Consider the following 22,316-nt stretch of genomic DNA (forward strand, 5'->3'; position numbering starts at 1 on the left):
GATCACCACTGCGCACAGTGCGTATTGGTACAACCACTCCCGTGTCGTGCCGGGGACGGTCCGGCTCCCGCCGGGCCGTCACTCCAAATCGTGAGCCGGCCCCGATCGCTAGAGCGTGGGAACATCCTCCGCAGAGAAGATCGGCATCGGCAGGCGGAAAGTTGAGTCCATCCGGTCGAAATCTGCCCATCCGGCCGAAATCTGCCCATGCCGAAATCTGCAGAGCCTCCGACGCGCCGAGGGCAGGCGCCGTGGCCCCCCTCGAGCGTCGGTCAGCCGGGCCGGTTGACGACCACGCCGACGAGTTCCGACGCGTGCGCTCCCGCGGAACGGGACGACCAGTTCGTCACCCGGCGCACCTCCCGCATGTCGTCGTCCATGCTCGTGATGCCGCCGCGCGGCCCGATCCAGTACATGGCGTCCTCGGCGGCGTTGTATGCCATCGCCTCGATGTTGCCCGAGCCGACGGCACCGCCCGACACCTCAACGATACGGCTCGGTCGTAGTCCCGTCTGGGTCACGAGGGCCTGTCCGACGGACACGGAAGGCTCGGCGAAGCGGTAGACCTCGTCGTGGCCGTTGTCCCAGATCTCGAGGTACCACGTGCCCGAGCCGCTCCGGTAGGCGGAGAGGTCCTCGACGTCGGCCCAGGATGACACCGCACCCGCCGCGCCAGATTCCTCGAACTTGCCCCGCCACGCCAGGCGATCGTTCACGCTGTCGATGGCGAACAGCATGAAGCCGTCCGGGTGCTGGGAGTCGTGGTCGATGATGAACCAGTGGATGCCCGGATTTCTGCGCGACACGAACATGCCCGAGAGGCCGTCGCGTGCCCCGGCGAGGCTGGCGGCGTTGTACTCGAACTGCGACCTCCTCCCGTCGTTCGTCGAGACGCTCCTCCCCGGACCGTATGCGAGGTCGTAGCTGTACACCGAGCTGGCGGACGACCCGGCGCTCCCCTCGCCGGCGACGTACACGGTCCTGCCGTCCGCAGACAGCGCGACGTTCTCGCCGTCGTGCGACTCGATCACCTCGGAGAGGTCGGGTTGCGGATCGGATGAGATCCGGTCGGACCACCTCGAGGCGCTCCCCAGCCGATGGAACAGGCTCGCCCGGTGGTCCCCCGCCGACGTCTGTTGCACGACGATCGTCGAACCGTCGCTCGATATGTCCATGGCTCCTGCCGTGTTCGGGGTGTCGAGCAGGACCGGCGATGCGCCGGGCGGATCGTCAGGGGGGTCGGCCGGCGGCTCGGTCGTGGTCGTCGTGGGCGGCGGCTCCGTCGTGGTCGTCGTGGGCGGCGGCTCCGTCGTGGTCGTCGTTCCCGGCGGCTTCGTCGTGGTCGTCGTTCCCGGTGGTTCCGTCGTGGTCGTCACCGGCGGCTCCGGGTTCACGCCTCCGACGTACTTCCAGGCCGAGCCGGACACGCGCCATGGCATCTTGATCGCTCCGTTGGCCCACGTGTCGTATGGGCGACGGGTCTCGTACCCGTTCTTCGGGTTGCGAAAGTTGACCATGATCACGGGATCGCCCGTGGCCGCCGTGCCGCTCGTGTACAGATGCACGTAGTACAGGTCGCCTCGGAACGCCTCACGCCCCTCGCCGCGCGCTCCTATCACCCATGGCGCGTGCACCCCGCGATTCAGCGAAACCGCCGCCTTCCGCTCGTGGGAGGCGATTGGATCGCCCCATCCGATGTTCGGGATGTATGCGTCGGCGGGGGCGCTCGACTTCCACACGGTGAGCTTCGCGCCCTTCTTGCTCTTGGCGTCGAACTGCAGCCGAAGCCAGGCACCTTTGCCATCGCTGAGGCCGAGCCGCCTGGCGTACGCCGAGAATGCGTGGTCCCTGCCGGCGGCATCGTGGATGATGAGCTGCAGGTCACCTTGAGGGGCCACCTGGAGCTTGATCGTGTTGGCCACTGCAGAACCGGGCCATTGCGACAGGATGACCTGGCGCTGCGGGGATGACCAGTCGTCGGCGGCTGCGTAGAACACGATCTCGATATCTCCCGAGCCGACCCCCGTTCCGGATGCAACGACGTGGGTGCCGGAGCCCGAAACCGTCAGGTGGGGGGTCTCGGCAGAGAGGGCAGCCGGAATGGCAACGGCGAGCGCCGCCGCCAGGACGAGCGCCGCCGCGCTGAACCGGTGACGAAAGAGAAACGACATGGCGGTTCCGGTCCCTTCTTCCTGAACCTCTGTCGGTCGATTCGGAGGAGGACCGGCGGCAATGCCGGAAACCACGCTCCGTGACCTCTTCTGGGGGTCTATCGGCCCAGTCGGGTGGTCCCTTACCGATTCTTCCCGCCGGTGGAGGACGACCTCGCGCCGACTCCGGGCGATGATGCGAGGTCCGCCACAAGGAGCGTGTTAAGAGGCACTCTCGGTGTTCCTAACGAAGTGGCGCCCTTCCTACCAGGCATTTCCGGGAACCGAGCCCGCATCGCCCTGCCCGCCCGGACCGTGGCCGCATGTTCGATGTGCAGGCGTGGCTTGTGGGCCTCGCCGTCACGCTCGCCATCGCCACGGTCACGTGGCTGGTGGCCTCGCCAAGAGCAACGCCCGGATCATCGACGCTGTGTGGTCGCTGATGTTGGTCGCGGCGGCCCTGGCGTACACCGCTCTCACGCCTGCTCCATCGGAGCGGGACCGGCGCTGACCGCGGTCGACGACGGATCGGGCGGCGTCACTCGCCGGTGAGCCCGTCGACGGCTTCCCTGATGAGGTCGAGGTGGCCGTTGTGTCTCGCCGTCTCCTCGATCATGTGAACGAGGATCCACCGCAGGCTGAACGGCTCCCCGGTGGCGCGACTCCGCTTCACGGACAGCTGTTCGAGGGGTAGGCCGGCGGCAGCGGCACGACTGCGGGCGCACGACTCCTCGTACAGCGAGACGAGGTCGGCCGGCTCGTCGTCGACCGCCGAGTGGAAGTCCCAGTCCTCGTCCTCCTCGAACGGGGCACTCGCCCACGGTTCCGGGAGCTCCGCTCCCAGGAGGACGGACTGGAACCAGTTGTCCTCGACGAGGGCGAGGTGCTTCACGATCCCGGACGCCGTGAGCGAGGAGGCCGCCACGGTCCTGAGCGCCTGCTCGTGATCGAGCCCGGAGTACTTCCACAACACCGTCGCCCGGTGGAAGTCGAGGAACGAGGCGAGCGTCGCCTGCTCGTCCGCCGCCAGGGGCGGGTTTGGTCGATCGGCTTCCGAGTACGGCATCGGCGGAGCCTACGTGGCCGGGCAACGTTCCGGTTTGCGGTGCCAACCACCGGATCACGTGAGTCGACCTCCGACCTCGACGATCCGGCGCTGCAGGAACTCACGCTCCACCTCGTTCGACGCGAGGACAAGGGCCTTCTGGTAGGCGCGCAGTGCCGAGTCGTCGTCGCCGTGCCTGCGCAGCAGATCGGCGCGCGCCGCATGGAAGAGGTGGTAACCGTCGAGGTCGGCGGCGAGAGGCTCCATCTCGCTGAGCCCTGCCGACGGCCCTGCCGCCATCGCCACCGCCACGGCCCGGTTGAGAGCCACGACCGGGCCCGGCTGCAGGCGATGGAGCGAGTCGTAGAGCATCACGATCTGCTGCCAGTCGGTGGCGTCCGGCCGAGGCGCGGTGGCGTGGAGCGACGCGATCGCCGCCTGCACCTGGTAGGGACCCGCCCTGCCCGCCTCGAGCGCCCGATCGAGCAGATCGGATGCGGCTGCGATCTCGAGGCGGTCCCAACGCGAGCGATCCTGGTCCTCGAGCAGCACCAGTGTCCCGTGCTCGACCCTCGCCGCATGGCGCGAATCGTGGAACATCATGAGGGCGGTGAGGCCGAGGGTCTCCGGCTCGCCCGGCATCAGCGAGGCCAGCATCCTCCCGAGCCTGATCGCCTCGCTGCAGAGGTCTCTCCTCACCATCTGGTTGCCGGACGTCGCCGAGTAACCCTCGTTGAAGATGAGGTACACCACTGCGAGCACGGACTCGAGTCGAGCCGGGAGGTCGGCCGCCGGAGGAACCCGATAGGGAATCGCCGCGTCGCGGATCTTGCGCTTGGCGCGCACCAGTCGCTGCGCCATGGTGGGCTCCCCGAGGAGGAACGCCCTTGCGATCTCACCCGTCGTGAGGCCGCCGAGGGTCTTCAGGGTGAGCGCCACCCTGGCCTCCATCGACAGCGCCGGATGGCAGCAGGTGAAGATGAGGCGAAGCCGATCGTCCTCGACAGCCGTTTCGCCTATCGCCTCAGCCACGTCGTCACTCCGATCCAACTCGACGAGGTGGGCCAGCTCCTCCTGCTTCCTGGTGTAATTGGTCGCCCGACGCATGCGGTCGATCGCCTTGCGACGAGCCGTCGTGGTGATCCACGCCGCCGGATTGGCGGGCTGCTCGACCTGCCAGGCCACGAGCGCCGTCGCCAGCGCATCCTGGACCGCCTCCTCTGCGACCTCGAAGTCGCCCGAGTCGCGGATCAGCGTGGCCAGGACGCGCCCGTACTCCTCACGGAAGACGCGCTCGACGGCGCGTGCCGCGGCCGCCCGATCAGGACTCGTCTGCCCACTCCCACAGCGGCCGGATCTCGACCGAGCCGTACTTCGACCCCGGCAAGTCTGCGGCCACCGCAATAGCCTCGTCGAGATCGCCCGCCTCGATGAGGTAGAAGCCGCCGAGGGTCTCCTTCGTCTCTGCGAACGGACCGTCGGTCGTGACCGTCTCGCCGTCGCGTACCCGCACGGTGGTGGCGGTCTCGACTCCGAGGAGCGCCTCACCGCCGAGGTTGCGTCCCGACTCGGTGAGGTTCTTCGTGAACTCGGCGTAATCGGCGTAGCTCTGCTGTTGCGACTCGGGGTCGGAAGGGACGCTCGCATCGTCCGTGTAGATCAGCAAGGCGTATCGCATCGCGTGCTCCTGTCTTCTCGGCTGCGACGTCATGACGACGAACGAGGCGGCGCCCATTCGACACCTGTTTGCCAAGCTAGCCGACCGGTGTCGGACGGCTCATGCCTCATCCACCGCGCCCGACGGCGCGCCCCTCACCTATGCTCGAAACGCATGAGCGACTACCGGCCGCCGATCGGCGAGATCGAGTTCGTGCTCGAGCACATCGCAGGGATCGAGCAGATGTGCGCCCTCGATGACTTCCGGCACGTCGAGCCAGAGCTGGCGTTCGGAGCGCTCAGGGAGGCGGCGAGGTTCTTCGCCGAGGTCGTCGCCCCGACGAACCGGGCGGGTGACACACAGGGCTCGGTTCGCAACGCCGACGGCAGCGTGACGACCCCCGAAGAGTTCAAGAAGGCTTACGAGCAATACGTTGCCGCCGGGTGGAACGCAGTGAAGGCCCCCGTCGAGTACGGCGGCCACGGGTTCCCGCTCATCGTCGGCATCGCCGTGCTGGAGATGCTCACGACGGCCAACATGGCGTTCTCGCTGTGCCCGATGCTCACCTCGAGCGCCATCCTCGCCCTGCAGGAGCACGGCACCGACGAGCAGAAGGCGACCTACCTCGAGAAGCTCATCTCAGGCGAGTGGACCGGCACGATGGTCCTCACCGAGCCGGAGGCCGGATCGGACGTCGGCGCGCTGCGCACGAAAGCCGTGCCGAACGACGACGGATCCTGGAGCATCACGGGCACGAAGATCTTCATCACGTGGGGCGAGCACGACATGGCCGAGAACATCGTGCACCTGGTCCTCGCCCGGACGCCCGGCGCCCCGCCTGGTACGAGGGGAATCAGCCTGTTCATCGTCCCGAAGTACCTCGTCGGCGCGGACGGAGCGCTCGCAGCCCGCAACGAGGCACATTGCGTTTCCATCGAGCACAAGCTCGGGATCCACGGCAGCCCGACGTGCGTGATGGCCTTCGAGGGAGCAACCGGGTACCTCGTCGGCGAGGTGAACTCCGGGATGCGCTCGATGTTCACGATGATGAACGACGCCCGGCTCCACGTGGGGCTCGAGGGACTCGGCGTCACCGAGCGCGCCTATCAGAAGGCCCTCACATTCGCGACGGAGCGACGCCAAGGGCAAGCCGTCTCGGCGGGTCCAGGCGAGGCTTCGCCGATCATCGAGCACCCCGACGTCCGCAGGATGCTCCTCACGATGCGGGCGAACGCCGAGGCGATGCGTGCCCTCATGTACGACACCGCCAGGGCGATCGACATGTCCGCACACGCACAGACCGAGCAGGACCGCTCGGACGCCGCCGCACTCGCCGCTCTGCTCACCCCTGTCGCCAAGGGATGGGGCACCGACATCGGCGTCGAGATGACGTCCATCGGGATTCAGGTGCACGGCGGCATGGGCTACGTCGAGGAGACCGGGGCGGCCCAGCTGTTTCGGGACTCACGAATCGCACCGATCTACGAGGGCACCAACGGGATCCAGGCCATCGACCTCGTCCTGCGCAAGATCCCGATCGACGGCGGGCGGGTGGTCCGCAAGTACCTGGCACAGATGATGGACGTTGCCGGCGATCTCGGTGCGGCAGGGCTCGACGCGCCGGCGGCCGCCCTGCGCGATGGAGTGGCCGCCCTGGAGATGGCCACGGAGTGGCTTCTCGAGCAGACCGATCCGAACGACGCCCTGGCAGGGGCATCCCCATACCTGCGGATGTTCGGCGTCGTCGCAGGTGGCTGCTACCTGGCGCGTGAAGCGATCGCCGCCCGGCAATCGGACGGCATCGACGAGGAGTTCGCAGCCGCCAAGCTGGCGACGGCGAGCTTCTACGTCACCCAGCTCGTGCCCCAGGCGACCGGGATGCTGCCTGCGGTGACGGCGGGGGTGGCGGCACTCGGGGACACCGCCGCGGGCGCCCGATCGAGCTGACGCCATGAGGAGGGTCCTCGGCTGGCTCCTCGGGGGCATCGCCCTCGGAGCCGCCTTGAACGCCATCCGGCGCCCCGTCGCCGATGCGGGCGACTCCCCCGCCCGGGTGGCCGTGCCGGGCGACGGGTCGGGGTCGGCCGGACATACTGCACGACGCGACGTGCGCACCACGGCCAAGACGGTCGCCGTTCGCTTGATGAGGCGCTTCAAGGAGAACCACACCGGCGTGGTGGCCGGGAGTCTCGCCTACTACGCCATGCTCTCGATCTTTCCGGCGGCGATCGCGGCCGTGGCGATCTACGGTCTCGTCCTCCAGCCTGCCCAACTCGAGGCGCAGATAGCGGACATCTCGAGCGCCCTGCCGGCCGAGGCGTCGGAGCTCGTGCTCCGGCAGCTGCGCGAGATCGTGTCCGGATCCGGCTCGAGCCTCGGGATCGCGGCGGTCGTCTCGATCGGAGGCGCGGTGTGGTCGGCGTCTGCGGGAGTCAAGGCGTTGATCGTCGGCCTCAACATCGCGTACGGGATCACCGAGACCCGTAGGTTCTTGGTCTTGCGGGCAACGTCCGTGCTCATCACGCTCGGCTCGATCCTGTTCGTCGTCTCCGCCGTGGCCCTCGCCACGTTTCTCCCGCACCTCCCCGTGATCGGTGAGACCCCGCGGGCGGTCATTGCCTGGCTGAGATGGCCGGTCATCTTCCTCGTCGTGCTGTTCGGTCTCGGGGCCCTCTACAAGCTGGCGCCCAACCGCCCTGCGAGCACATTCCCGTGGCTGAGCGTAGGCGCCGCCGTGGCCGCCGTCGCCTGGGTCCTGGCGACCGTCGGCTTCTCCTTCTACGCCAACAGCATCGGGGACTTCAACGCCACATACGGCGCCCTCGGAGGCTTCATCGTCCTGCTGCTGTGGTTCTTCATGTCCGGATTCGTGGTTCTGCTCGGCGCCGAGCTCAACGCCGAGCTCGAGCATGCCGATATCCACTGAATGCCCCGGCGACGGGGGCGCATGGAGACCCGGGCGCAAGCCGGCCGGGTCCTAACATGGCAAGCGGTAGGTTCCCCGACACCCCTTTCGACCACATGGCACTCCAACTCGCAGATCGCTGGATCTGGGACTTCTGGCTGACGACGGCGGGCGGCAGACACCACGTGTTCTACCTCCAGGCCCCGACGTCGCTGCGGGATCCCGGCTTGCGGCACTTCAACGTGTCGATCGGGCATGCCGTGTCGGACGACCTCCACGGGTGGGAGGTGCTCCCGGACGCCTTCGGACCGGGCTCTGCCGGGAGCTTCGACGACCTGGCGACGTGGACGGGCAGCATGCTCGAACACGACGGCAGGTGGTACATGCTCTACACCGGCGCCGGGAGCGCAGAGGATGGCCACGTCCAGCGGATCGGGCTGGCGACCTCCGACGACCTCGTCACCTGGGTGAAGCACCCGGGTCCCGTGATCGAGGCTGATCCGCGTTGGTACGAGATGCTCGATAGGTCCGTGTGGCGCGACCTGGCGTGGCGCGACCCGTGGGTGTTCCGGCACGACGGCACCTTCCACGCCTACCTGACGGCCCGCGCCAACACGGGCGACCCGAGCGGGCGAGGGGTGATCGGCCACGCCCGCTCTTCCGACCTGGTCGAATGGGAGGTGCTCCCCCCGATCACCGACCCGATGGGGTTCGGTCAGATGGAGGTCCCGCAGCTGTTCTCGCTCGACGACGGGTGGTACATGCTGTTCGCATCCGACACGCAGACGCAGGGCGACGCCAGGAGACACGGCGGAGCGGGCACCGGCACGTACTACCTGAGGGCCGACGACCCTCTCGGGCCGTTCGTCTTGGGGGGATCGGGGGTGCTCCAGGCAGACGAGGCGGGCTCGACTTACGCCGGCAAGGTGGTCGACGGGCCAACCGGCCCTCTCTTCCTGGCGTGGCACCAGATCGACCCCACCGGGCGATTCATCGGAGCCCTCACGGACCCGATGCCCGTCACCGTCTCACCGGATGGTTCGCTCGAGGTCGCGGCGTGATCGCCTGGACGAGAGAGCACGTCGCCGCCATCGCCATGGCGGACGACAACACCATCCCGCACATCCGCCGGGAAGACGTGCACCGCCTCGTCCCCGGCGTCGACTTGTGGGACCTGTGGCCCGTCCGAGAGCATGACGGGTCGATGGCGTCGCTGTGCGGCGGCCAGGTGTGGATCGCACTCAGCGCCCCGGCCGAGGGTGACATCGGGCTGCGCCACAACATCGCCCGCCTCAGGGCCATCGGGTTCGTGGATGGGGCGTGGATCGACATGGGGCCGCTCTTCGAGGAGGGCGGCGCCCTCGGGAGCAGGCAGTGGGCTGGGTGCGCCAGGCTCGACCAGGAATCGGGAGTCCTCACGGTGCTCTACACGGCTGCGGGGCGCCTCGGCGAGGAGGCGCTCACGTTCGAGCAGGTCATCGCGCGCGGCACGGGCGTCGTGTCGTGTGACGAAGGCCGCCTCGTGCTCGAGCGGCAGGGCGAGCACGAGATCGTGCTCGACGCCGACGGGACCTGGTACAAGCAGGCCAAGGAAGTCACCGGCCGGGCCGGCTTCATCGACGCCTTCCGAGATCCCTTCCTCTTCGTCGATCCTGCCGACGGTGTCGAGTACGTGCTCTTCACGGCGACGCTCGCCGGTGCGGAGTCCCAATACGACGGCGCCATCGGCGTCGCCCGCACGGCCGGCGACGCCTTCGAGCTGCTCCCCCCTCTGGCGCACGCCGACGGCGTGAACAACGAGCTCGAGCGGCCGCACGTTGTCCACGTCGACGGCGGCTACTACGTGTTCTTCTCGACACAGCGCCGGACGTTCGACCCGTCGTGCCAGGGCCCCACCGGCCTGTACGGCTTCTACGGGGAGTCGCTCTTCGGCCCGTACCGCCCACTCAACGGATCGGGCCTGGTGATCGCCAACCCGCCCCGCGAGCCGTTCCAGGGCTATTCATGGCTCGTGCTGAACGACCTGTCCGTGGTGAGCTTCGTCGACATGCACAACCTCGCAGGGACGCACCCGGATGACATCGGAGGGGTCGGGTTGCGCGAGTACTTCGGGGCGACCGCAGCCCCGATCCTCCAGATCGAGGTGTCGGGAGATCGCACGAGGCTCGTCGGCGCCCACGGGCCACTCGAGCTGCTCTGACCGGCCAGACCTCCGGTCCGGCTCTAGGGAGCGATCGAGTCGGCGATCATCGCCAGCATTGCCGGGTCGAGCTCGCCGGAGGTCCTCTGCACGACGTTGCCGTCGGCGTCTGAGAAGACGAAGAACGGGAAGCCGCTCAGCCCGAGCGCCTCGCCCGCCGAGTACGCCTCGTCGTCGAAGACGACCGGCGCCGTCCAGTCCTCGTCAACGAGCCACGCACCCGGCGGGAAGTTGCGCAGCTCGGCGGTCGTGCCGGTCGCCAGGGCGATCACGTCGACACCATCCGGGAGGCCTCCCGCGTCGATCCAGTCAACGATGCGGGGCACCTCGGCTTCGCAGTGGGGGCACCAATGGGCGAGAGCTACGACGATCTTGGCGCGGCCGTCCGCCTCGATGGCGACCGCCTCCCCCGACAGCCCCGTACCGGAGATCGACGGCAGCGGCATACCGGATGCCGCATCCGGCTCGCCAACGTACTCCGGCAGTGCCCCGGACACAGCCACGTCGCCGAATGCCACGTCGTTGGCGGATCCGGGCGTCCCACACGACGTCACGACCAGGGCAAGCGCCAGCACGGCGGGCGTGACCCGTCTCATCTGTCTCCTCCTCCGTAGATCATGAGGGCGGCGATGAAGGTGAACCCGGCGAGCGCCATGAGCGGGATCGACACGAAGTGGTACTCCCAGACCCACGTCAGGGTGCACGGGTTGTCGAGGTCGCAGCTCGCCGACGTCAACGAGGGAAATCGCTGCAACACGTAGTGGTAGATCGAGACGAGCGACCCGATCGCAACGACCGGCAGGACGTACCGGCGAACCGAGAGGTCCCGCCTGAGCAGAGCCACCAGCAGCACGACCGACAATGGGTACATCGCGATGCGTTGATACCAACACAGCTCGCACGGCGGATACCCGGCGATCTCCGAGTAGTACAGGCTGCCACCGGTTGCGACGGCTGCCACGATCCACGCCACCGTGAGTGAGTGGGTGCGCAACGCCCTGCCCGCTGCGCCTGCCGGCCGTGCCGCCACAGGCAGGACGGTGAGGGCGCCGATGAAGGCGGCGATGGCGAGGGTCGCGAACAGCAGAGACATCGTCGACAGCCATCCTGCGTGAGCCACGACACGGCGACCAGGGAAGAAAGTCCCCGATGGGATGCGCCCGGCTCAGCCTGCACTACATTGGGTGCGTTACAGCATGACACAAGACCTCGAAACCTCACCGCAGGTTGCAGATTTCGCCGGGCTGGGCATCGAAGACGACCTCATAGCGGCATTGGGCCAGGGGGGCATCCGAGCTCCGTTCCCCATCCAGCTTCTCGCCATCCCCGACGCGCTGGCCGGTCGCGACGTCTCGGGCAAGGCACAGACGGGATCCGGCAAGACGCTCGCCTTCGGGCTGCCGATGGTGCAGCTGCTCGAGAAGGCCCACCCCAAGCGGCCACGCGGGCTGGTGCTCGTCCCGACGCGTGAGCTCGCCAACCAGGTCACCGAGGTCCTCACCCTGCTCGCTCGGTCGCGAGGCATGGGCGTCGTCGCCGTCTACGGGGGAGCGTCGATGAAGCACCAGATCGACGCCTTGCGCCGCGGCGTCGAGATCGTGATCGCCACCCCGGGACGCCTCATCGACCTGCTGGAGCGCAAGCAGGTGAAGCTCGACGACGTCCGCATGGTCACCATCGACGAGGCGGATCAGATGGCGGACATGGGCTTCCTCCCTCAGGTGCGGAGGATCATGCGCGAGCTGCCCACGGAGTATCAGACGATGCTCTTCTCGGCGACCCTCGACGGCCAGGTGGCCACGCTCGTCGCCGACTACATGGAGGACCCGGTCAGGCACGAGGTCGAGACTCCGACCCAGACGGTGGCGACGATGGAGCATCGTTTCCTCAAGGTCCACCACATGGACAAGATCAGGGTCGCCGCTCAGATCGCCCGCAGCGCCAAACGAACCCTCATGTTCGTCCGCACCAAGACGAGCTGCGACGACGTCGCCAAGAAGCTGCGCGACGAGGGCGTCGACGCCCGCGCCATCCACGGCGACCTCTACCAGTCGAAGCGAGAGAAGGCGCTCGAGCAGTTCTCGTCGGGGGTGACGCCGGTCCTCGTGGCGACGAACGTCGCAGCCAGGGGCCTGCACATCGACGACGTCGACATCGTCGTCCACTACGACCCTCCCGACGACCCGAAGACCTACGTCCACAGGTCGGGTCGCACGGCGCGGGCAGGAGAAGCAGGCCTCGTGGTCACGCTCGTCGAGTGGGACGAGGTCAACGAGGTGGTTCGGATCCAGCGCAAGGCCGGCCTCAACGTGCCGATCGTCAAGATGTTCTCGAACGACCCGCGGCTCGACGACCTCACCGCCTGGGAGCCCGACATCGACATGGCACCGATGCAGTCGAAGGTGCCCGGGAAGCGTCGCAGGCGGTTCTGACGGATCCTCATCCTTCGGGGCAACCGTGGCCCTGAGGGCGCCTTCCCGGCGATGCTTCCTTCACCTCACGGTCACCTAAGGTGATCGGGCAGCGATCGAAGGAGCCACCACGTGGGCCAGCAGTACCCGGCACCGCCTGACCTGACCATCGACCTCGCCAAGAGCTATTCGGCGACCCTTGCGACGAACCATGGCCACATCGAGATCGAGCTCCACGCCATGGACACGCCCCAAGCGGTCAACAACTTCGTGTTCCTCGCCAACGAGGGCTTCTACGACGGCGTGATCTTCCACAGGGTGGTCCCCGGATTCGTGATCCAGGGAGGCGACCCGACCGGCACGGGCCGAGGCGGGCCCGGCTACAAGTTCCGTGACGAGCTGGAGAAGGCGAAGCCGTACTCCAGGGGCACCGTCGCCATGGCGAACGCCGGACCGAACACGAACGGCTCGCAGTTCTTCATCTGCCTGGACGACGTGGGACTCCCCCACGCATACACCATCTTCGGGAAGGTGACGACCGGCATGGACGCCGTCGACGCCATCGCCTCCCTACCTCGAGCAGGCGAGAAGCCGACAACGGACGCCGTGATCGAGTCTGTGACGATCGCCGAGGGCTGATGGGCCCCAAGGGGCCGAGGTCAGGCCCTGAGCTCAGTCAGATCTCGACCTGGGTGACGATCTCGATGACGTCGTCCGGAGGCAGGCCGAAGTACTGGGCGGCGCTTCGGGCGTTGCGGTGCATCACGGCGAACAGCCTGTCCCGCCAGATGGCCATCCCGGGCCGGGCACTCGGAATCACCGTCACGTCGCCCAAGAAGTACGTGGCATCCGTAGGGTCGAACCCGAAGTCCCGAGTCGCGATGTTCCGCAGCGCTTCCGGTACGTTGGGGTCCTCGAGGAACCCGAAGTGGAGCACCACCTGGTGGAATCCCTCGCCCAGGTCGTGGACCGTCGACCGCCTCGCTCTGGGGACCCTCGGCCGGTGGGCGGTTTCCACGCTCGTCAACAAGACGGTCTGGTGGATGACCTCGTTGTGTTTGAGGTTCGACAGCATGGCGGGTGGAGCGGCGCCGACATCCGGGAAGAGATAGACGGCGGTGCCCGGCACCCTGATCTGCGGGTTCTTGGTTATGGAGTAGATGAACCGCTCGATGGGCAGCTCCGCCCTCCTCTGGTGTGACGTCATCAGGGCTCTTCCCCTGTTCCACGTCGTCATCACCGCGAAGATGACCGCGCCGACCACGAGCGGGAACCAGCCGCCGGCCGGCACCTTCACGATGTTGGCAGCGAAGAACGCCAGATCGATCACCAGGAAGAGCGAGGTCAGCGAGGCGGCCCTTGCCTGGCTCCAACGCCACTTCGACCGCATCACGATGTAGAGCAGCACGGTCGTGATCACCATCGTCGTCGTGACGGCGACCCCGTACGCCGCCGCCAGGTTCGAGGACGAGCCGAACCCGATCACCACCCCGACGCAGAGCACCATCAGGGCCCAGTTCACGCTCCCGACGTAGATCTGCCCGAACTCGCGGCTCGACGTGTGGTCGACGTGCATCCTCGGCAGGTAGCCGAGTTGAACGGCTTGCATCGTGAGGGAAAAGGCCCCCGAGATGAGCGCCTGCGAGGCGATCACGGTGGCGAGCGTCGCCAGCACCACGAGCGGGACCAGTGCCCATTCGGGCGGCATCCGGTAGAACGGATTGTCCACCGCGGCCGGGTCCCGCATCAGCAGGGCGCCCTGCCCGAAGTAGTTGAGGAGCAACGCCGGGAAGACGACTGCGATCCAGCCGAGGCGGATCGGCCGGCGTCCGAAGTGACCCATGTCGGCGTAGAGCGCCTCGCTGCCGGTGACGACGAGGAAGATCGCCCCCAGGGCGAGGAATGCGAGCTTCGGGTGGTCGAGCACGAAGGCGGTCCCGTACGTAGGGCTGAGCGCGGCGAGCACTCCTGGATGCCCGACGATCTGACCGGCGCCGAGCACGGCGAGGACGGCGAACCACACGATCATGACCGGCCCGAAGATGGCGCCGACCGTGCCGGTTCCCCTGCTCTGGATGCTGAACAACCCGATGATGACGACGGCGGCGATCGGGACGACGTACGACTCGAGTGACGGCGTGGCGACACCGATCCCCTCGACGGCCGAGAGCACGGAGATGGCCGGGGTGATGATCCCGTCGCCGTACAGCAGGGCGGTGCCGAACAACCCGAGCACGATGAGGCCCCACCGCAGGTTGCGGCCGGTGACTCCCCGGGACGGTCGCAACAGGGCGGTGAGCGCCAGGATCCCTCCCTCGCCGTGATTGTCCGCCCGCATCACGAAGATGAGGTACTTCACGCTGACGATGAGGACGAGCGACCACGCCATCAAGGACAAGATGCCGTACACGGATCCTTGGTCGACGCCGAGCCCCTCTGCGACGGCGAAGGCTTCTCTGAAGGCGTACAGCGGGCTGGTGCCGATGTCGCCATAGACGACACCGAGGGCGCCGAGAGACAGGATGAGCATGTACTTGCGGCCGCCGCCCGGCTGCTCACTCATCGGCGACCCTGCAAGCTCACACGCTCAGCTTGGCACGTTTACCAAGAGCCGAAGCTCCCTCAGCTGGCGCGCCGCTCCCGGTCGCGCAACCGGCGGCGGAGGCGACGCCGCTCGGCGCCGGTCATGCCACCCCAGATCCCGTCGGTCTGGTTGGTGGCGAGGGCGTACTGGAGGCAATCCTCTCTGACGGGACAGATCGCACATACAGCCTTGGCCGGCGCGGCAGCCTCGTCGTCCTCCCCGATGGGGAAGAAGAGATCGGTGTCGGACCCGGCGCAGGCGGCGTGGTCACGCCACGAGCCATCCGGCTCCCACAAGATGTCCGAGAGCGCCATCACCATGCGCTGTATCCACCCTTCTTGGCTCTTCTCTAGAGCTCCGCTCGAACTCGCAACAAGCAACGGACCGGGTTTGTTCCTTCCTCCCGGTCCGTCAAGCCCGCCTGACCTGGGGTTTCGCGTCACAATTGGCGCTTCCTGGGCCCTGCGACCTACAACGTAACGCGTTCTTCGCGCTTTGGGAAGGGTGAAGCGCCTGTGCGGCAGGAAAAGGCCAGCTCAGCGTGTCAGAGATACTGCCCGGCGCCACGCCCGCCCTCGTCGGTGCCCGCCTCGAGGGCACGGCGGCCGCGCAACTCCTCGAGCTGGCTCCTGGCGGCCACCTGCTGGCTCCAGAGCGAGGCTTGAATCCCGCCGAACAGGCCCTCGAGCCACCCGACGAGCTGGGCCTGGACGATCCGCAGCTCGGACTCCGAGGCCTCGTCGCCGTGCAGCGGCTGGAAGATGGCGTCGAGCTCTTCCTGGAGGTCGGTGCTGAGCGTCTCCCGCAGCTCCTCCATGGCGTTGCCGTATATCTGCGCCAGGCGCCTCCGCCCCGGCTCGTCGACCGGAGACTGCCTCACCTCGTCGAGCATCGCCCTCGTCATGGAGGCGATTCGCAGCAGCTTCGAAGGCTCGGCGACGAACGATCCCGGTCTCGCAGCCTGCGCATCGTCGTTTTCGTCGACGATCTGCGGCTGGAGCGGGGCGGCGTGGCGTTCTGGGGTTGTCATGGCCGCCAGGTTACAAGCGGCGCGGCTGCGGACCGTCGTCCGTGCCGTGGAGGTCCGTCGTGGACGGCTCGACGTGGATCGTCCTCTCACCGTGGACGTGCCGTCCGGCTACCGGCCGATGAGCGGGGTCGTCGACGAAGAGGCGCTCGCCGTCGACGTGGAGCACCGCGGTCCCGTATGCCATCCCCAGGTTCTCCTGGGTGAGCACCTCGGCAGGCGGTCCGCTCGCCACGACGGCGCCGGCAAGGAGGAGGACGTGGTCGGCGTGCTGCGCCTCGGAGAGGTCGTGGGTGCTGATGACGACCGAGCACCCGCGGCGCTGCTCGTCGTGGATGACCTCGTCGATGGCGCGGGCCGACACGATGTCGAGCCCGGTCAGGGGCTCGTCGAGGAGGAGCACGTCGTGGTCCTGGGCGAGCCCCTGGGCGACGAACACCCTCTGGCGCTGGCCACCGGACAGGTCGTGGAGGTGGCGGTCGCGCTGATCGGCGAGGCCCATCCTGTCGATGGCATCGTCGACGAGGGCACGATCCGCCGGGCCCAGCCTCCTGTACCGCCCGACCGTGCCGTAGCGGCCCATCGTGACGACTTCGTGCACGGTCACGGGCAGGGCATCGTTCACCTTGGTGACCTGGAGCACATAGGCGATCCGCGCCTCTGCGCCACCAGGTGTCCGTATCACAAGCGTCCCCGACGCCGGCTCGTGGAGGCCGGCGATGGCGTTGAGCAGTGTCGACTTGCCCGATCCGTTCGGGCCGATGAGAGCGGTGACCGACCCGGCGGGAATCTCGAACGACGACCGGCTGAGCGCCTCGACCTGGCCGTGGAGGAGAACGATGTCCGTCGCCGTCACCATGCTCACGCGCATCGGGAGCACCGCCCTTCGATCTCCAGCGAGTGATCCGTCGGAGTGAACGAGGCTGCGGTGGCGACGTCTCGGATGATGCTGGTGAGTCGTGTCTCGTGTCCTTGGGGAATCTGGATGTCCTCGACCGACCCGCAGTTCACGCAGACGAGGTGGTGATGGTGGCCCGCCAGCCACTCGGCCATCTCGTAACGCGTCAGTCCGCGCGCTCCATGATGCGGAATGACCACGCCGGCCTCCTCGAGCACGTTGAGCGATCGGTAGACCGAAGAGAGCGGCATGCCGAGCTCGACGAACAGCTCGGAGGCCGACTTGGGTCCATCGGCGCTGCTCAGCGCGCCGATGAGGGCCCTACGACCACGGGTGTACCGCACGTCCCGGTCTCGCAATCTCGACTCGATCTGTCGCTCGACGCTCGCCGTTGGCACGTAGCACTCCCCCTGGTATGGTTTCGAACGTGAATGATAACGGTTCTCATTATAGGCAGCAAGTCGAGAGGGTCACACGCCCGACGGGAACACGGCGCGGCGCCTGGCTCCTGGCCGTGCTCGCCGTCGTCGCCCCATCGGCGAGCTGCGGTGGCCCGCCGGACGGAACTGCCGATTCGCTGACGGTCGTGGTGACGACGACGCCGCTCGGTGACCTCGTCCGCAACGTCGTAGGCGAGGCGGCCACCGTCGAGGTGCTCATGCCGGTCGGTGCAGACGCTCACGAATTCCAGCTGTCCGCCGAGCAGGTGGCGAGGCTCGCCACCGCCGACCTCGTCGTCGTCAACGGGCTCGGCCTCGAAGCCAGGATGGAAGACGCGCTCGAGACGATCGACGGCGCCAAGGTCCTCGCGCTGGCGCCGCTGCTCGACCCGCAGCCGTTCGACCTCGACGCCAGCTCGGAACCCTGCGACCCGACGGCGAGCCAAGACGACCACGAAGGCGATGCGTGCGACCCGCACGTGTGGACCGATCCCCTGAGGATGGTCGACGCCGCCCGGATCGTCGGCCGGCGCCTCGACCAGCTCGACCCCTCCGCCGACTTCTCGGCGAGGGCGGACGAGTACGCCGCCGAGCTGATGAGGGCCGATTCGGAGATCACCGAGATTCTGTCTGTGGTCCCCGCCGGGTCTCGCAAGATCGTCACGAACCACGAGGCCCTCTCATATTTCGCGAGACGCTACGAGCTCGACGTCATCGGAGTCGTCATACCGGGGGGATCGACGCTGGCGGCCCCGAGCTCGGCGGAGCTGGCAGCCCTCGTCGACGTGATCGAGGAGGCCGGGGCGCGCGCCATCTTCGCCGAGACGGTCGAGCAGTCGGCGCTCGCCGAGGCGGTCGCTTCGGAGGTCGGGGACGACGTGTCCGTCGTCGAGCTGTACACAGAGTCACTGGGTGAGCCCGGCTCGGGTGCAGACAGCCTCATCGGGATGCTGGTGACGAATGCCCGACGGATCGCCGAGGCACTCGAATGACATGCCGCCACGTTCTCGAGCCATCTACCGTCGCCACCTCATGGACTGGTTGATCGCTCCGTTCGAACTGGCGTTCCAGCAGCGAGCCCTCATCGGAGGCTCGCTGGCGGCGGTCGCCCTCGGCGTCGTCGGGACCTGGGTCGTGATCCGCGGGATGACGTTCCTCGGCGACGCCCTGGTGCATGGCATCATCCCGGGGATTGCCCTGGCGATCCTGCTCGGCTTCAACGTGCTCGTGGGGGCGCTCGTCGCCGCCGTCGTCATGATCGCCGGGATCAACCTCATCCACCGGCAGACGGCGTTCTCGGAGGACACCGGGATCGGCCTGCTCTTCGTGGGCATGCTCGGGGTGGGGGTGATCCTCGTGTCTCGCACCGATTCGTACAGCGGCAACCTGACGAGCATCCTCTTCGGAGACGCCCTCGGGGTCACGACCGGCGACATCGCCCTTCTCGCCGCCGTCGCCGCGGTGACCCTCATCCTGTCGGCCCTCTTCTTCAGGAGCTTCCTGGTGCTGTCGTTCAACGAGCAGAAGGCCGAGCTGCTCGGCTTGCGGCCCAGGCTGGCGCACGTCGTGCTGCTATCGCTCGTCACGATGACGATCGTCGGCTCGTTCCAGACCGTCGGAACGCTCCTCGTCTTCGGGCTCCTCGTGGGCCCGCCGGCGACTGCGGCTCTCCTCGTGAGGCGGGTGCCGGCCATGATGCTCCTCGGGGCAGGCATCGGGATCTTCTCGGTCGCTGCCGGGCTCGTCGTCAGCTATCACGCCAACACGTCGGGATCGGCGACGATGGCGGTCGTGCCGATCGTCCTCTTCTTCTCGGCCCTCGCCTATCGGACCCTCGCACGGGCGGCGTGACTCCCGCACGAGCTCCTCACCGGAGGAAGGAGAGCACGGTGTCGATCGTGTCGGCTTCGGCGGCGTCCTTGTCGTCCCGGTAGCGCTTCACCCTGGCGAAGCGCAGGGCGACGCCTCCGGGGTAGCGGGTGCTCCTCTGGACACCGTCGAAGGCGACCTCGACCACCTGCTCGGGGCGCACGTACACGACATGACCCTCGCGGTTGGTCTCGAGCTCGAGGAAACGGACGGTCTGCCACGTCAGCATCTCGTCGGTCATCCCCTTGAACGTCTTACCGAGCATGACGAAACCGTGCGTCATCGGGTCGCGAGCGCCGAGATGGATGTTGCTCAGCATGCCGCGCCGCCTGCCGCTCCCCCATTCGACACCGAGCACGACGAGATCGAGCGTGTGCACCGGCTTCACCTTGAGCCAGGCCGCCCCGCGCCTGCCCGCCTCGTACGGAGCATCGAGCGCCTTCACCATCACGCCCTCGTGGCCTTCGTGGATCGTGGCCTTGAAGAACGCCTCGGCGACGGCGACGTCACTCGTGGTGACTGCTCGGAAGACAATGGCCTCCGGCAGAGCCGCCCCGAGCCTGGCGAGTCGCTCTCGCGCCGGGAGATCGATGAGATCCGTCCCGTCGAGGTGGAGGATGTCGAAGAAGACGGCCGAGAGCGCCCCCGCATCCTCCTGGGCGAACCGGCCGATCGAGTCCTGGAACGTGAGTGGCCGGCCGGCAACGTCGAAAGCGAGCGCCTCGCCGTCGAGGATCACGGACTCGAGGTCGAGGCGTCTCACGATGGCGGCCAGCTCCGGAAGCCCGTTCGTCACGTCGCGCAGGTTGCGGGTGTAGACCCTCACCTCGTCACCGGCGCGATGGACCTGCACCCTGGCCCCGTCGAGCTTCTGCTCGACCCGGGCAACACCGAGAGCCGCCAGAGCGGCGGCGACGCTCTCGGCGCTCTGGGCGAGCATCGGCTGGACCGGCTCGAACAGCCGGAGGCGGAACTCGCCGAGCCCGGCGACGCCGTTCTCCAGCGCCGCGGCAGCCACGGCTCGAGGCCCGCCGCCGAGCATGACGGCACGCCTCACCGTCGCCGCCGGGACGTCTGAGGCGACGGCTATGGCATCGACCATGATTCCCTCGAGAGCGCCCTGGCGCAGCTCACGAAGCACGAGGGCCCTGAGGAATTCCTGCTCTGTCGCCGTCGCCCTCTCGAACAGCGCCGCCAGGGCGTCGGCGCGCCGCTGCTGCGACCCGGGACCCGAGATCAGCTCGATGGCGGCCAGGGAGGCGTCGACGTCCCCGAGCGTGATCGTCGCCTCAGGGCTCGGGGCCGCATCGACCGCGTATGCCGTTCGGTACCCGACGCCGAGTCGCGCCTGCAACGGCTCACCAGACAAGTAGGCGACCCCGATCTGTCGCTCGTCGGGCTCGAGTGACGCCAGTAGATCGGCGAGCAGCGAGATCTTGGCCTTGCGCGAGCGAGTCGCAGCCACGGCCCTCGACACCTCGACGAGCGTGGTCAGCAGCATTCGCCCATCTTCGCGGTTGCCGGCGCACGCCTGTGCCGAGCAGACGAGGGTGCTCAGGCCGTGACGAAGCGCGCCGTGTGCCAGCCTGTGGCGCCGCTCGGGGCCGGAGGGGTCTCCACGTCGGTCTGGGTCTCGCCCGCACCGTCGGTTGCCCGCACCGTGACTTCGTGGCTGCCGGCGGCGACCACCACGTCTCTTTTCCACTGCACCCATGCGTCGGACGTGAGCGGGCTGCTCAGCTCACACTCCATCCACTCCCCGCCGTCGATGCTGATCTCGACCTTGGAGATTCCCCTGGTCGGCGCCCAAGCGACGCCGGCGATCGCCGCCCCCGACGCGACCAGGGTCTGCCCGCGGTTCGGGACGTCGATTCGCGACTGCGTCTTGATCGGGCCCTGCTTGGCCCAGCCTCGCGGGATCCAGTAACCATCGAACCCGTCCCACGTCGTCAACTCGATCTCCGCCAGCCATTTCGTGGCAGACACGTAGCCGTAGAGGCCCGGGACGATGAGCCTGGCAGGGAAGCCATGCACGGGCGGGAGCATCTCGTCGTTCATGCCAACGGCAACGAGCGCCGCCCTGCCGTCGATGGCCAGTTCGGTGGGGAAACCCGCCGTCCATCCGTCCACCGAGCGGCCGACGATCTGCGATGCGCCGTCGCGCACCCCTGCCTCGTCCAACAGCTCGGCAAGCGGAACACCGGTCCACTTGGCGTTGCCGACGAGTTTGCCGCCCACCTCGTTGGAGACACACGAGATCGTCGTGTACTGCTCGACCAGGTCCCGTCCGAGCAAGTCGTCGAGCGTAAGCGAGACCTGGCGATCGACCATGCCCGTGATCGTCACGGACCACGACTCCGCTTCCGGGCGCGGGATCACGAGTGCGGTGTCGATCCTGTAGAAGTCTTCGTTCGGGACGACGATGGGGGTCAGGCCGTCCACGGAGAAGCTCGAGCCTGCCGGCAGCTCGGGGAGCGTCGACGCCGCCGTAGGGATGCCGATCGAGGTCCTCACCGTCTCTGATCGCCGGATCGTGAGCCAGCGTCCGCCGAACCCGGCCGTCGCAGCCAGAGCACCTGCGCCTGCCACACCCGTGAGGAACCGGCGCCGCTCCGAGTTGCCCGGCAGGCCGTCCGTGGGCGTCTCGACGGCGGACGAGACGTTCAAGAGGCGCTCCATCGCCCACCAGCCTGCCCCGGCCGCCACGGTCATGGTGACGAGCGTTGCCGGCAGCGACCGGCTCGGCTGACCGGTCGCTGCGACGAATCCGAGAAGGCCGAATCCCCCGAAAGCGACGGGGGCGACCCAGGCTTGCCGGGCGGCCGCCATGCCGACGACGACGCCGAGCAGCACCGCCGTGACGGCGATGCCGATCGCCAGCGCACCCTTGTCAGAGGTCCCGAACACTGAGATGGCGAGCTCAGTGACGAAGTGGGGCGACCAGTCGACGATGTAGCTTCCGATGGACGCCAAGGACGACGGGACGTTCGAGAACAGCCCGCTGAAGAGCTCCGTCAACCCGACGGCGAACGCGGCAGCCGCCGCTCCCGCGAGCCCCGGGTATGCGGGCCGGGCCTTCTCGCTCGGTGCGGCTGGTGTCTGTGTTGCGGTGTCTGCGAGCTCAGTCATG

At 67.9% G+C, this 22,316-nt stretch carries 21 protein-coding genes; 8 read left to right on the forward strand and 13 right to left on the reverse strand.

From position 1 onward, the window contains the following. Window positions 1-272: 272 nt before the first annotated feature. The 4 genes from VGC47_06305 to VGC47_06320 form a co-directional block, all read right to left on the reverse strand. Window positions 273-2,171: a hypothetical protein gene (locus VGC47_06305; protein ID HEX9854906.1), complete on the reverse strand. Its 1,899-nt coding sequence runs from the start codon at window positions 2,169-2,171 to the stop codon at window positions 273-275. Window positions 2,172-2,688: 517 nt separating this feature from the next. Next, window positions 2,689-3,216 (reverse strand): DinB family protein, encoded by a 528-nt coding sequence (locus VGC47_06310; protein ID HEX9854907.1) that lies wholly within the window; start codon window positions 3,214-3,216, stop codon window positions 2,689-2,691. 54 nt (window positions 3,217-3,270) lie between these two features. Then, complete coding sequence (locus tag VGC47_06315) at window positions 3,271-4,458, reverse strand: RNA polymerase sigma factor (GenBank protein ID HEX9854908.1); 1,188 nt, start codon at window positions 4,456-4,458, stop codon at window positions 3,271-3,273. A 58-nt stretch (window positions 4,459-4,516) separates the two neighbouring features. Further along, a complete protein-coding gene (locus tag VGC47_06320; GenBank protein ID HEX9854909.1) occupies window positions 4,517-4,930 on the reverse strand; it encodes a YciI family protein in 414 nt (137 codons plus the stop codon). A gap of 96 nt (window positions 4,931-5,026) precedes the next feature. On the opposite strand from VGC47_06320, the gene VGC47_06325 reads away from it, so the two are divergent. Genes VGC47_06325 through VGC47_06340 form a run of 4 tightly spaced genes read left to right on the forward strand, consistent with a single transcriptional unit; the run spans window position 5,027 to window position 9,957 of the window. Next, the gene (locus tag VGC47_06325; GenBank protein HEX9854910.1) at window positions 5,027-6,799 is read left to right on the forward strand and encodes an acyl-CoA dehydrogenase C-terminal domain-containing protein; all 1,773 of its coding nucleotides are present in this window, start codon (window positions 5,027-5,029) and stop codon (window positions 6,797-6,799) included. A 4-nt stretch (window positions 6,800-6,803) separates the two neighbouring features. Beyond that, complete coding sequence (locus tag VGC47_06330; GenBank protein HEX9854911.1) at window positions 6,804-7,778, forward strand: YihY/virulence factor BrkB family protein; 975 nt, start codon at window positions 6,804-6,806, stop codon at window positions 7,776-7,778. Window positions 7,779-7,834: 56 nt separating this feature from the next. Next, a complete protein-coding gene (locus tag VGC47_06335) occupies window positions 7,835-8,818 on the forward strand; it encodes a glycosyl hydrolase family 32 (protein HEX9854912.1) in 984 nt (327 codons plus the stop codon). Then, entirely contained in the window at window positions 8,815-9,957 is a 1,143-nt protein-coding gene (locus VGC47_06340) for a glycoside hydrolase family 68 protein (GenBank protein ID HEX9854913.1), read from the forward strand. The genes VGC47_06335 and VGC47_06340 overlap by 4 nt, the downstream gene beginning before the upstream one ends. 23 nt (window positions 9,958-9,980) lie before the next feature. On the opposite strand, the gene VGC47_06345 is transcribed toward VGC47_06340, so the two are convergent. Continuing rightward, the gene (locus VGC47_06345) at window positions 9,981-10,553 is read right to left on the reverse strand and encodes a TlpA disulfide reductase family protein (GenBank protein ID HEX9854914.1); all 573 of its coding nucleotides are present in this window, start codon (window positions 10,551-10,553) and stop codon (window positions 9,981-9,983) included. Beyond that, window positions 10,550-11,050 (reverse strand): disulfide oxidoreductase, encoded by a 501-nt coding sequence (locus VGC47_06350; GenBank protein ID HEX9854915.1) that lies wholly within the window; start codon window positions 11,048-11,050, stop codon window positions 10,550-10,552. The genes VGC47_06345 and VGC47_06350 overlap by 4 nt, the downstream gene beginning before the upstream one ends. Window positions 11,051-11,153: 103 nt before the next feature. Between VGC47_06350 and VGC47_06355 the strand changes: the two genes are divergently transcribed. Continuing rightward, window positions 11,154-12,389, forward strand: coding sequence for a DEAD/DEAH box helicase (locus tag VGC47_06355; GenBank protein ID HEX9854916.1), 1,236 nt, complete (start codon window positions 11,154-11,156; stop codon window positions 12,387-12,389). A gap of 111 nt (window positions 12,390-12,500) precedes the next feature. Continuing rightward, a complete protein-coding gene (locus VGC47_06360; protein HEX9854917.1) occupies window positions 12,501-13,007 on the forward strand; it encodes a peptidylprolyl isomerase in 507 nt (168 codons plus the stop codon). Window positions 13,008-13,044: 37 nt separating this feature from the next. Here VGC47_06360 and VGC47_06365 read toward each other — a convergent pair whose 3' ends face one another. The 5 genes from VGC47_06365 to VGC47_06385 form a co-directional block, all read right to left on the reverse strand. Beyond that, window positions 13,045-14,931 carry a potassium transporter Kup gene (locus VGC47_06365; protein HEX9854918.1) on the reverse strand — a complete coding sequence of 629 codons (1,887 nt, stop codon included), beginning with the start codon at window positions 14,929-14,931 and terminating at the stop codon, window positions 13,045-13,047. Window positions 14,932-14,990: 59 nt separating this feature from the next. Next, window positions 14,991-15,272, reverse strand: a complete 282-nt coding sequence (locus VGC47_06370) for a WhiB family transcriptional regulator (GenBank protein HEX9854919.1) — start codon at window positions 15,270-15,272, stop codon at window positions 14,991-14,993. A 224-nt stretch (window positions 15,273-15,496) separates the two neighbouring features. Further along, window positions 15,497-15,982 carry a proteasome activator gene (locus VGC47_06375; GenBank protein ID HEX9854920.1) on the reverse strand — a complete coding sequence of 162 codons (486 nt, stop codon included), beginning with the start codon at window positions 15,980-15,982 and terminating at the stop codon, window positions 15,497-15,499. A gap of 10 nt (window positions 15,983-15,992) precedes the next feature. Next, the gene (locus VGC47_06380; protein HEX9854921.1) at window positions 15,993-16,850 is read right to left on the reverse strand and encodes a metal ABC transporter ATP-binding protein; all 858 of its coding nucleotides are present in this window, start codon (window positions 16,848-16,850) and stop codon (window positions 15,993-15,995) included. Then, window positions 16,841-17,275 carry a Fur family transcriptional regulator gene (locus VGC47_06385; protein HEX9854922.1) on the reverse strand — a complete coding sequence of 145 codons (435 nt, stop codon included), beginning with the start codon at window positions 17,273-17,275 and terminating at the stop codon, window positions 16,841-16,843. The genes VGC47_06380 and VGC47_06385 overlap by 10 nt, the downstream gene beginning before the upstream one ends. Window positions 17,276-17,304: 29 nt before the next feature. On the opposite strand from VGC47_06385, the gene VGC47_06390 reads away from it, so the two are divergent. Then, complete coding sequence (locus VGC47_06390) at window positions 17,305-18,309, forward strand: metal ABC transporter substrate-binding protein (GenBank protein HEX9854923.1); 1,005 nt, start codon at window positions 17,305-17,307, stop codon at window positions 18,307-18,309. 40 nt (window positions 18,310-18,349) lie between these two features. Beyond that, complete coding sequence (gene aztB / locus VGC47_06395; protein HEX9854924.1) at window positions 18,350-19,168, forward strand: zinc ABC transporter permease AztB; 819 nt, start codon at window positions 18,350-18,352, stop codon at window positions 19,166-19,168. A 16-nt stretch (window positions 19,169-19,184) separates the two neighbouring features. Here aztB and VGC47_06400 read toward each other — a convergent pair whose 3' ends face one another. Then, window positions 19,185-20,687, reverse strand: coding sequence for an ATP-dependent DNA ligase (locus VGC47_06400; GenBank protein HEX9854925.1), 1,503 nt, complete (start codon window positions 20,685-20,687; stop codon window positions 19,185-19,187). A gap of 53 nt (window positions 20,688-20,740) precedes the next feature. Next, a complete protein-coding gene (locus VGC47_06405) occupies window positions 20,741-22,315 on the reverse strand; it encodes a molybdopterin-dependent oxidoreductase (protein ID HEX9854926.1) in 1,575 nt (524 codons plus the stop codon). Window position 22,316 lies beyond the last annotated feature (1 nt).

The sequence above is a fragment of the Acidimicrobiia bacterium genome, from assembly GCA_036396535.1.
GTDB lineage: Bacteria > Actinomycetota > Acidimicrobiia > Spongiisociales > UBA5794 > DASWKR01.

Coding starts and splice junctions, on each gene's coding strand:
- VGC47_06405 (HEX9854926.1), bottom strand. CDS start 22,315: ATGACTGAGCTCGCAGACACCGCAACACAGACACCAGCCGCACCGAGC.
- VGC47_06345 (HEX9854914.1), bottom strand. CDS start 10,553: ATGAGACGGGTCACGCCCGCCGTGCTGGCGCTTGCCCTGGTCGTGACG.
- VGC47_06400 (HEX9854925.1), bottom strand. CDS start 20,687: ATGCTGCTGACCACGCTCGTCGAGGTGTCGAGGGCCGTGGCTGCGACT.
- VGC47_06380 (HEX9854921.1), bottom strand. CDS start 16,850: ATGCGCGTGAGCATGGTGACGGCGACGGACATCGTTCTCCTCCACGGC.
- aztB (HEX9854924.1), top strand. CDS start 18,350: ATGGACTGGTTGATCGCTCCGTTCGAACTGGCGTTCCAGCAGCGAGCC.
- VGC47_06330 (HEX9854911.1), top strand. CDS start 6,804: ATGAGGAGGGTCCTCGGCTGGCTCCTCGGGGGCATCGCCCTCGGAGCC.
- VGC47_06370 (HEX9854919.1), bottom strand. CDS start 15,272: ATGGTGATGGCGCTCTCGGACATCTTGTGGGAGCCGGATGGCTCGTGG.
- VGC47_06325 (HEX9854910.1), top strand. CDS start 5,027: ATGAGCGACTACCGGCCGCCGATCGGCGAGATCGAGTTCGTGCTCGAG.
- VGC47_06350 (HEX9854915.1), bottom strand. CDS start 11,050: ATGTCTCTGCTGTTCGCGACCCTCGCCATCGCCGCCTTCATCGGCGCC.
- VGC47_06335 (HEX9854912.1), top strand. CDS start 7,835: ATGGCAAGCGGTAGGTTCCCCGACACCCCTTTCGACCACATGGCACTC.
- VGC47_06365 (HEX9854918.1), bottom strand. CDS start 14,931: ATGAGTGAGCAGCCGGGCGGCGGCCGCAAGTACATGCTCATCCTGTCT.
- VGC47_06320 (HEX9854909.1), bottom strand. CDS start 4,930: ATGGGCGCCGCCTCGTTCGTCGTCATGACGTCGCAGCCGAGAAGACAG.
- VGC47_06310 (HEX9854907.1), bottom strand. CDS start 3,216: ATGCCGTACTCGGAAGCCGATCGACCAAACCCGCCCCTGGCGGCGGAC.
- VGC47_06305 (HEX9854906.1), bottom strand. CDS start 2,171: ATGTCGTTTCTCTTTCGTCACCGGTTCAGCGCGGCGGCGCTCGTCCTG.
- VGC47_06375 (HEX9854920.1), bottom strand. CDS start 15,982: ATGACAACCCCAGAACGCCACGCCGCCCCGCTCCAGCCGCAGATCGTC.
- VGC47_06355 (HEX9854916.1), top strand. CDS start 11,154: ATGACACAAGACCTCGAAACCTCACCGCAGGTTGCAGATTTCGCCGGG.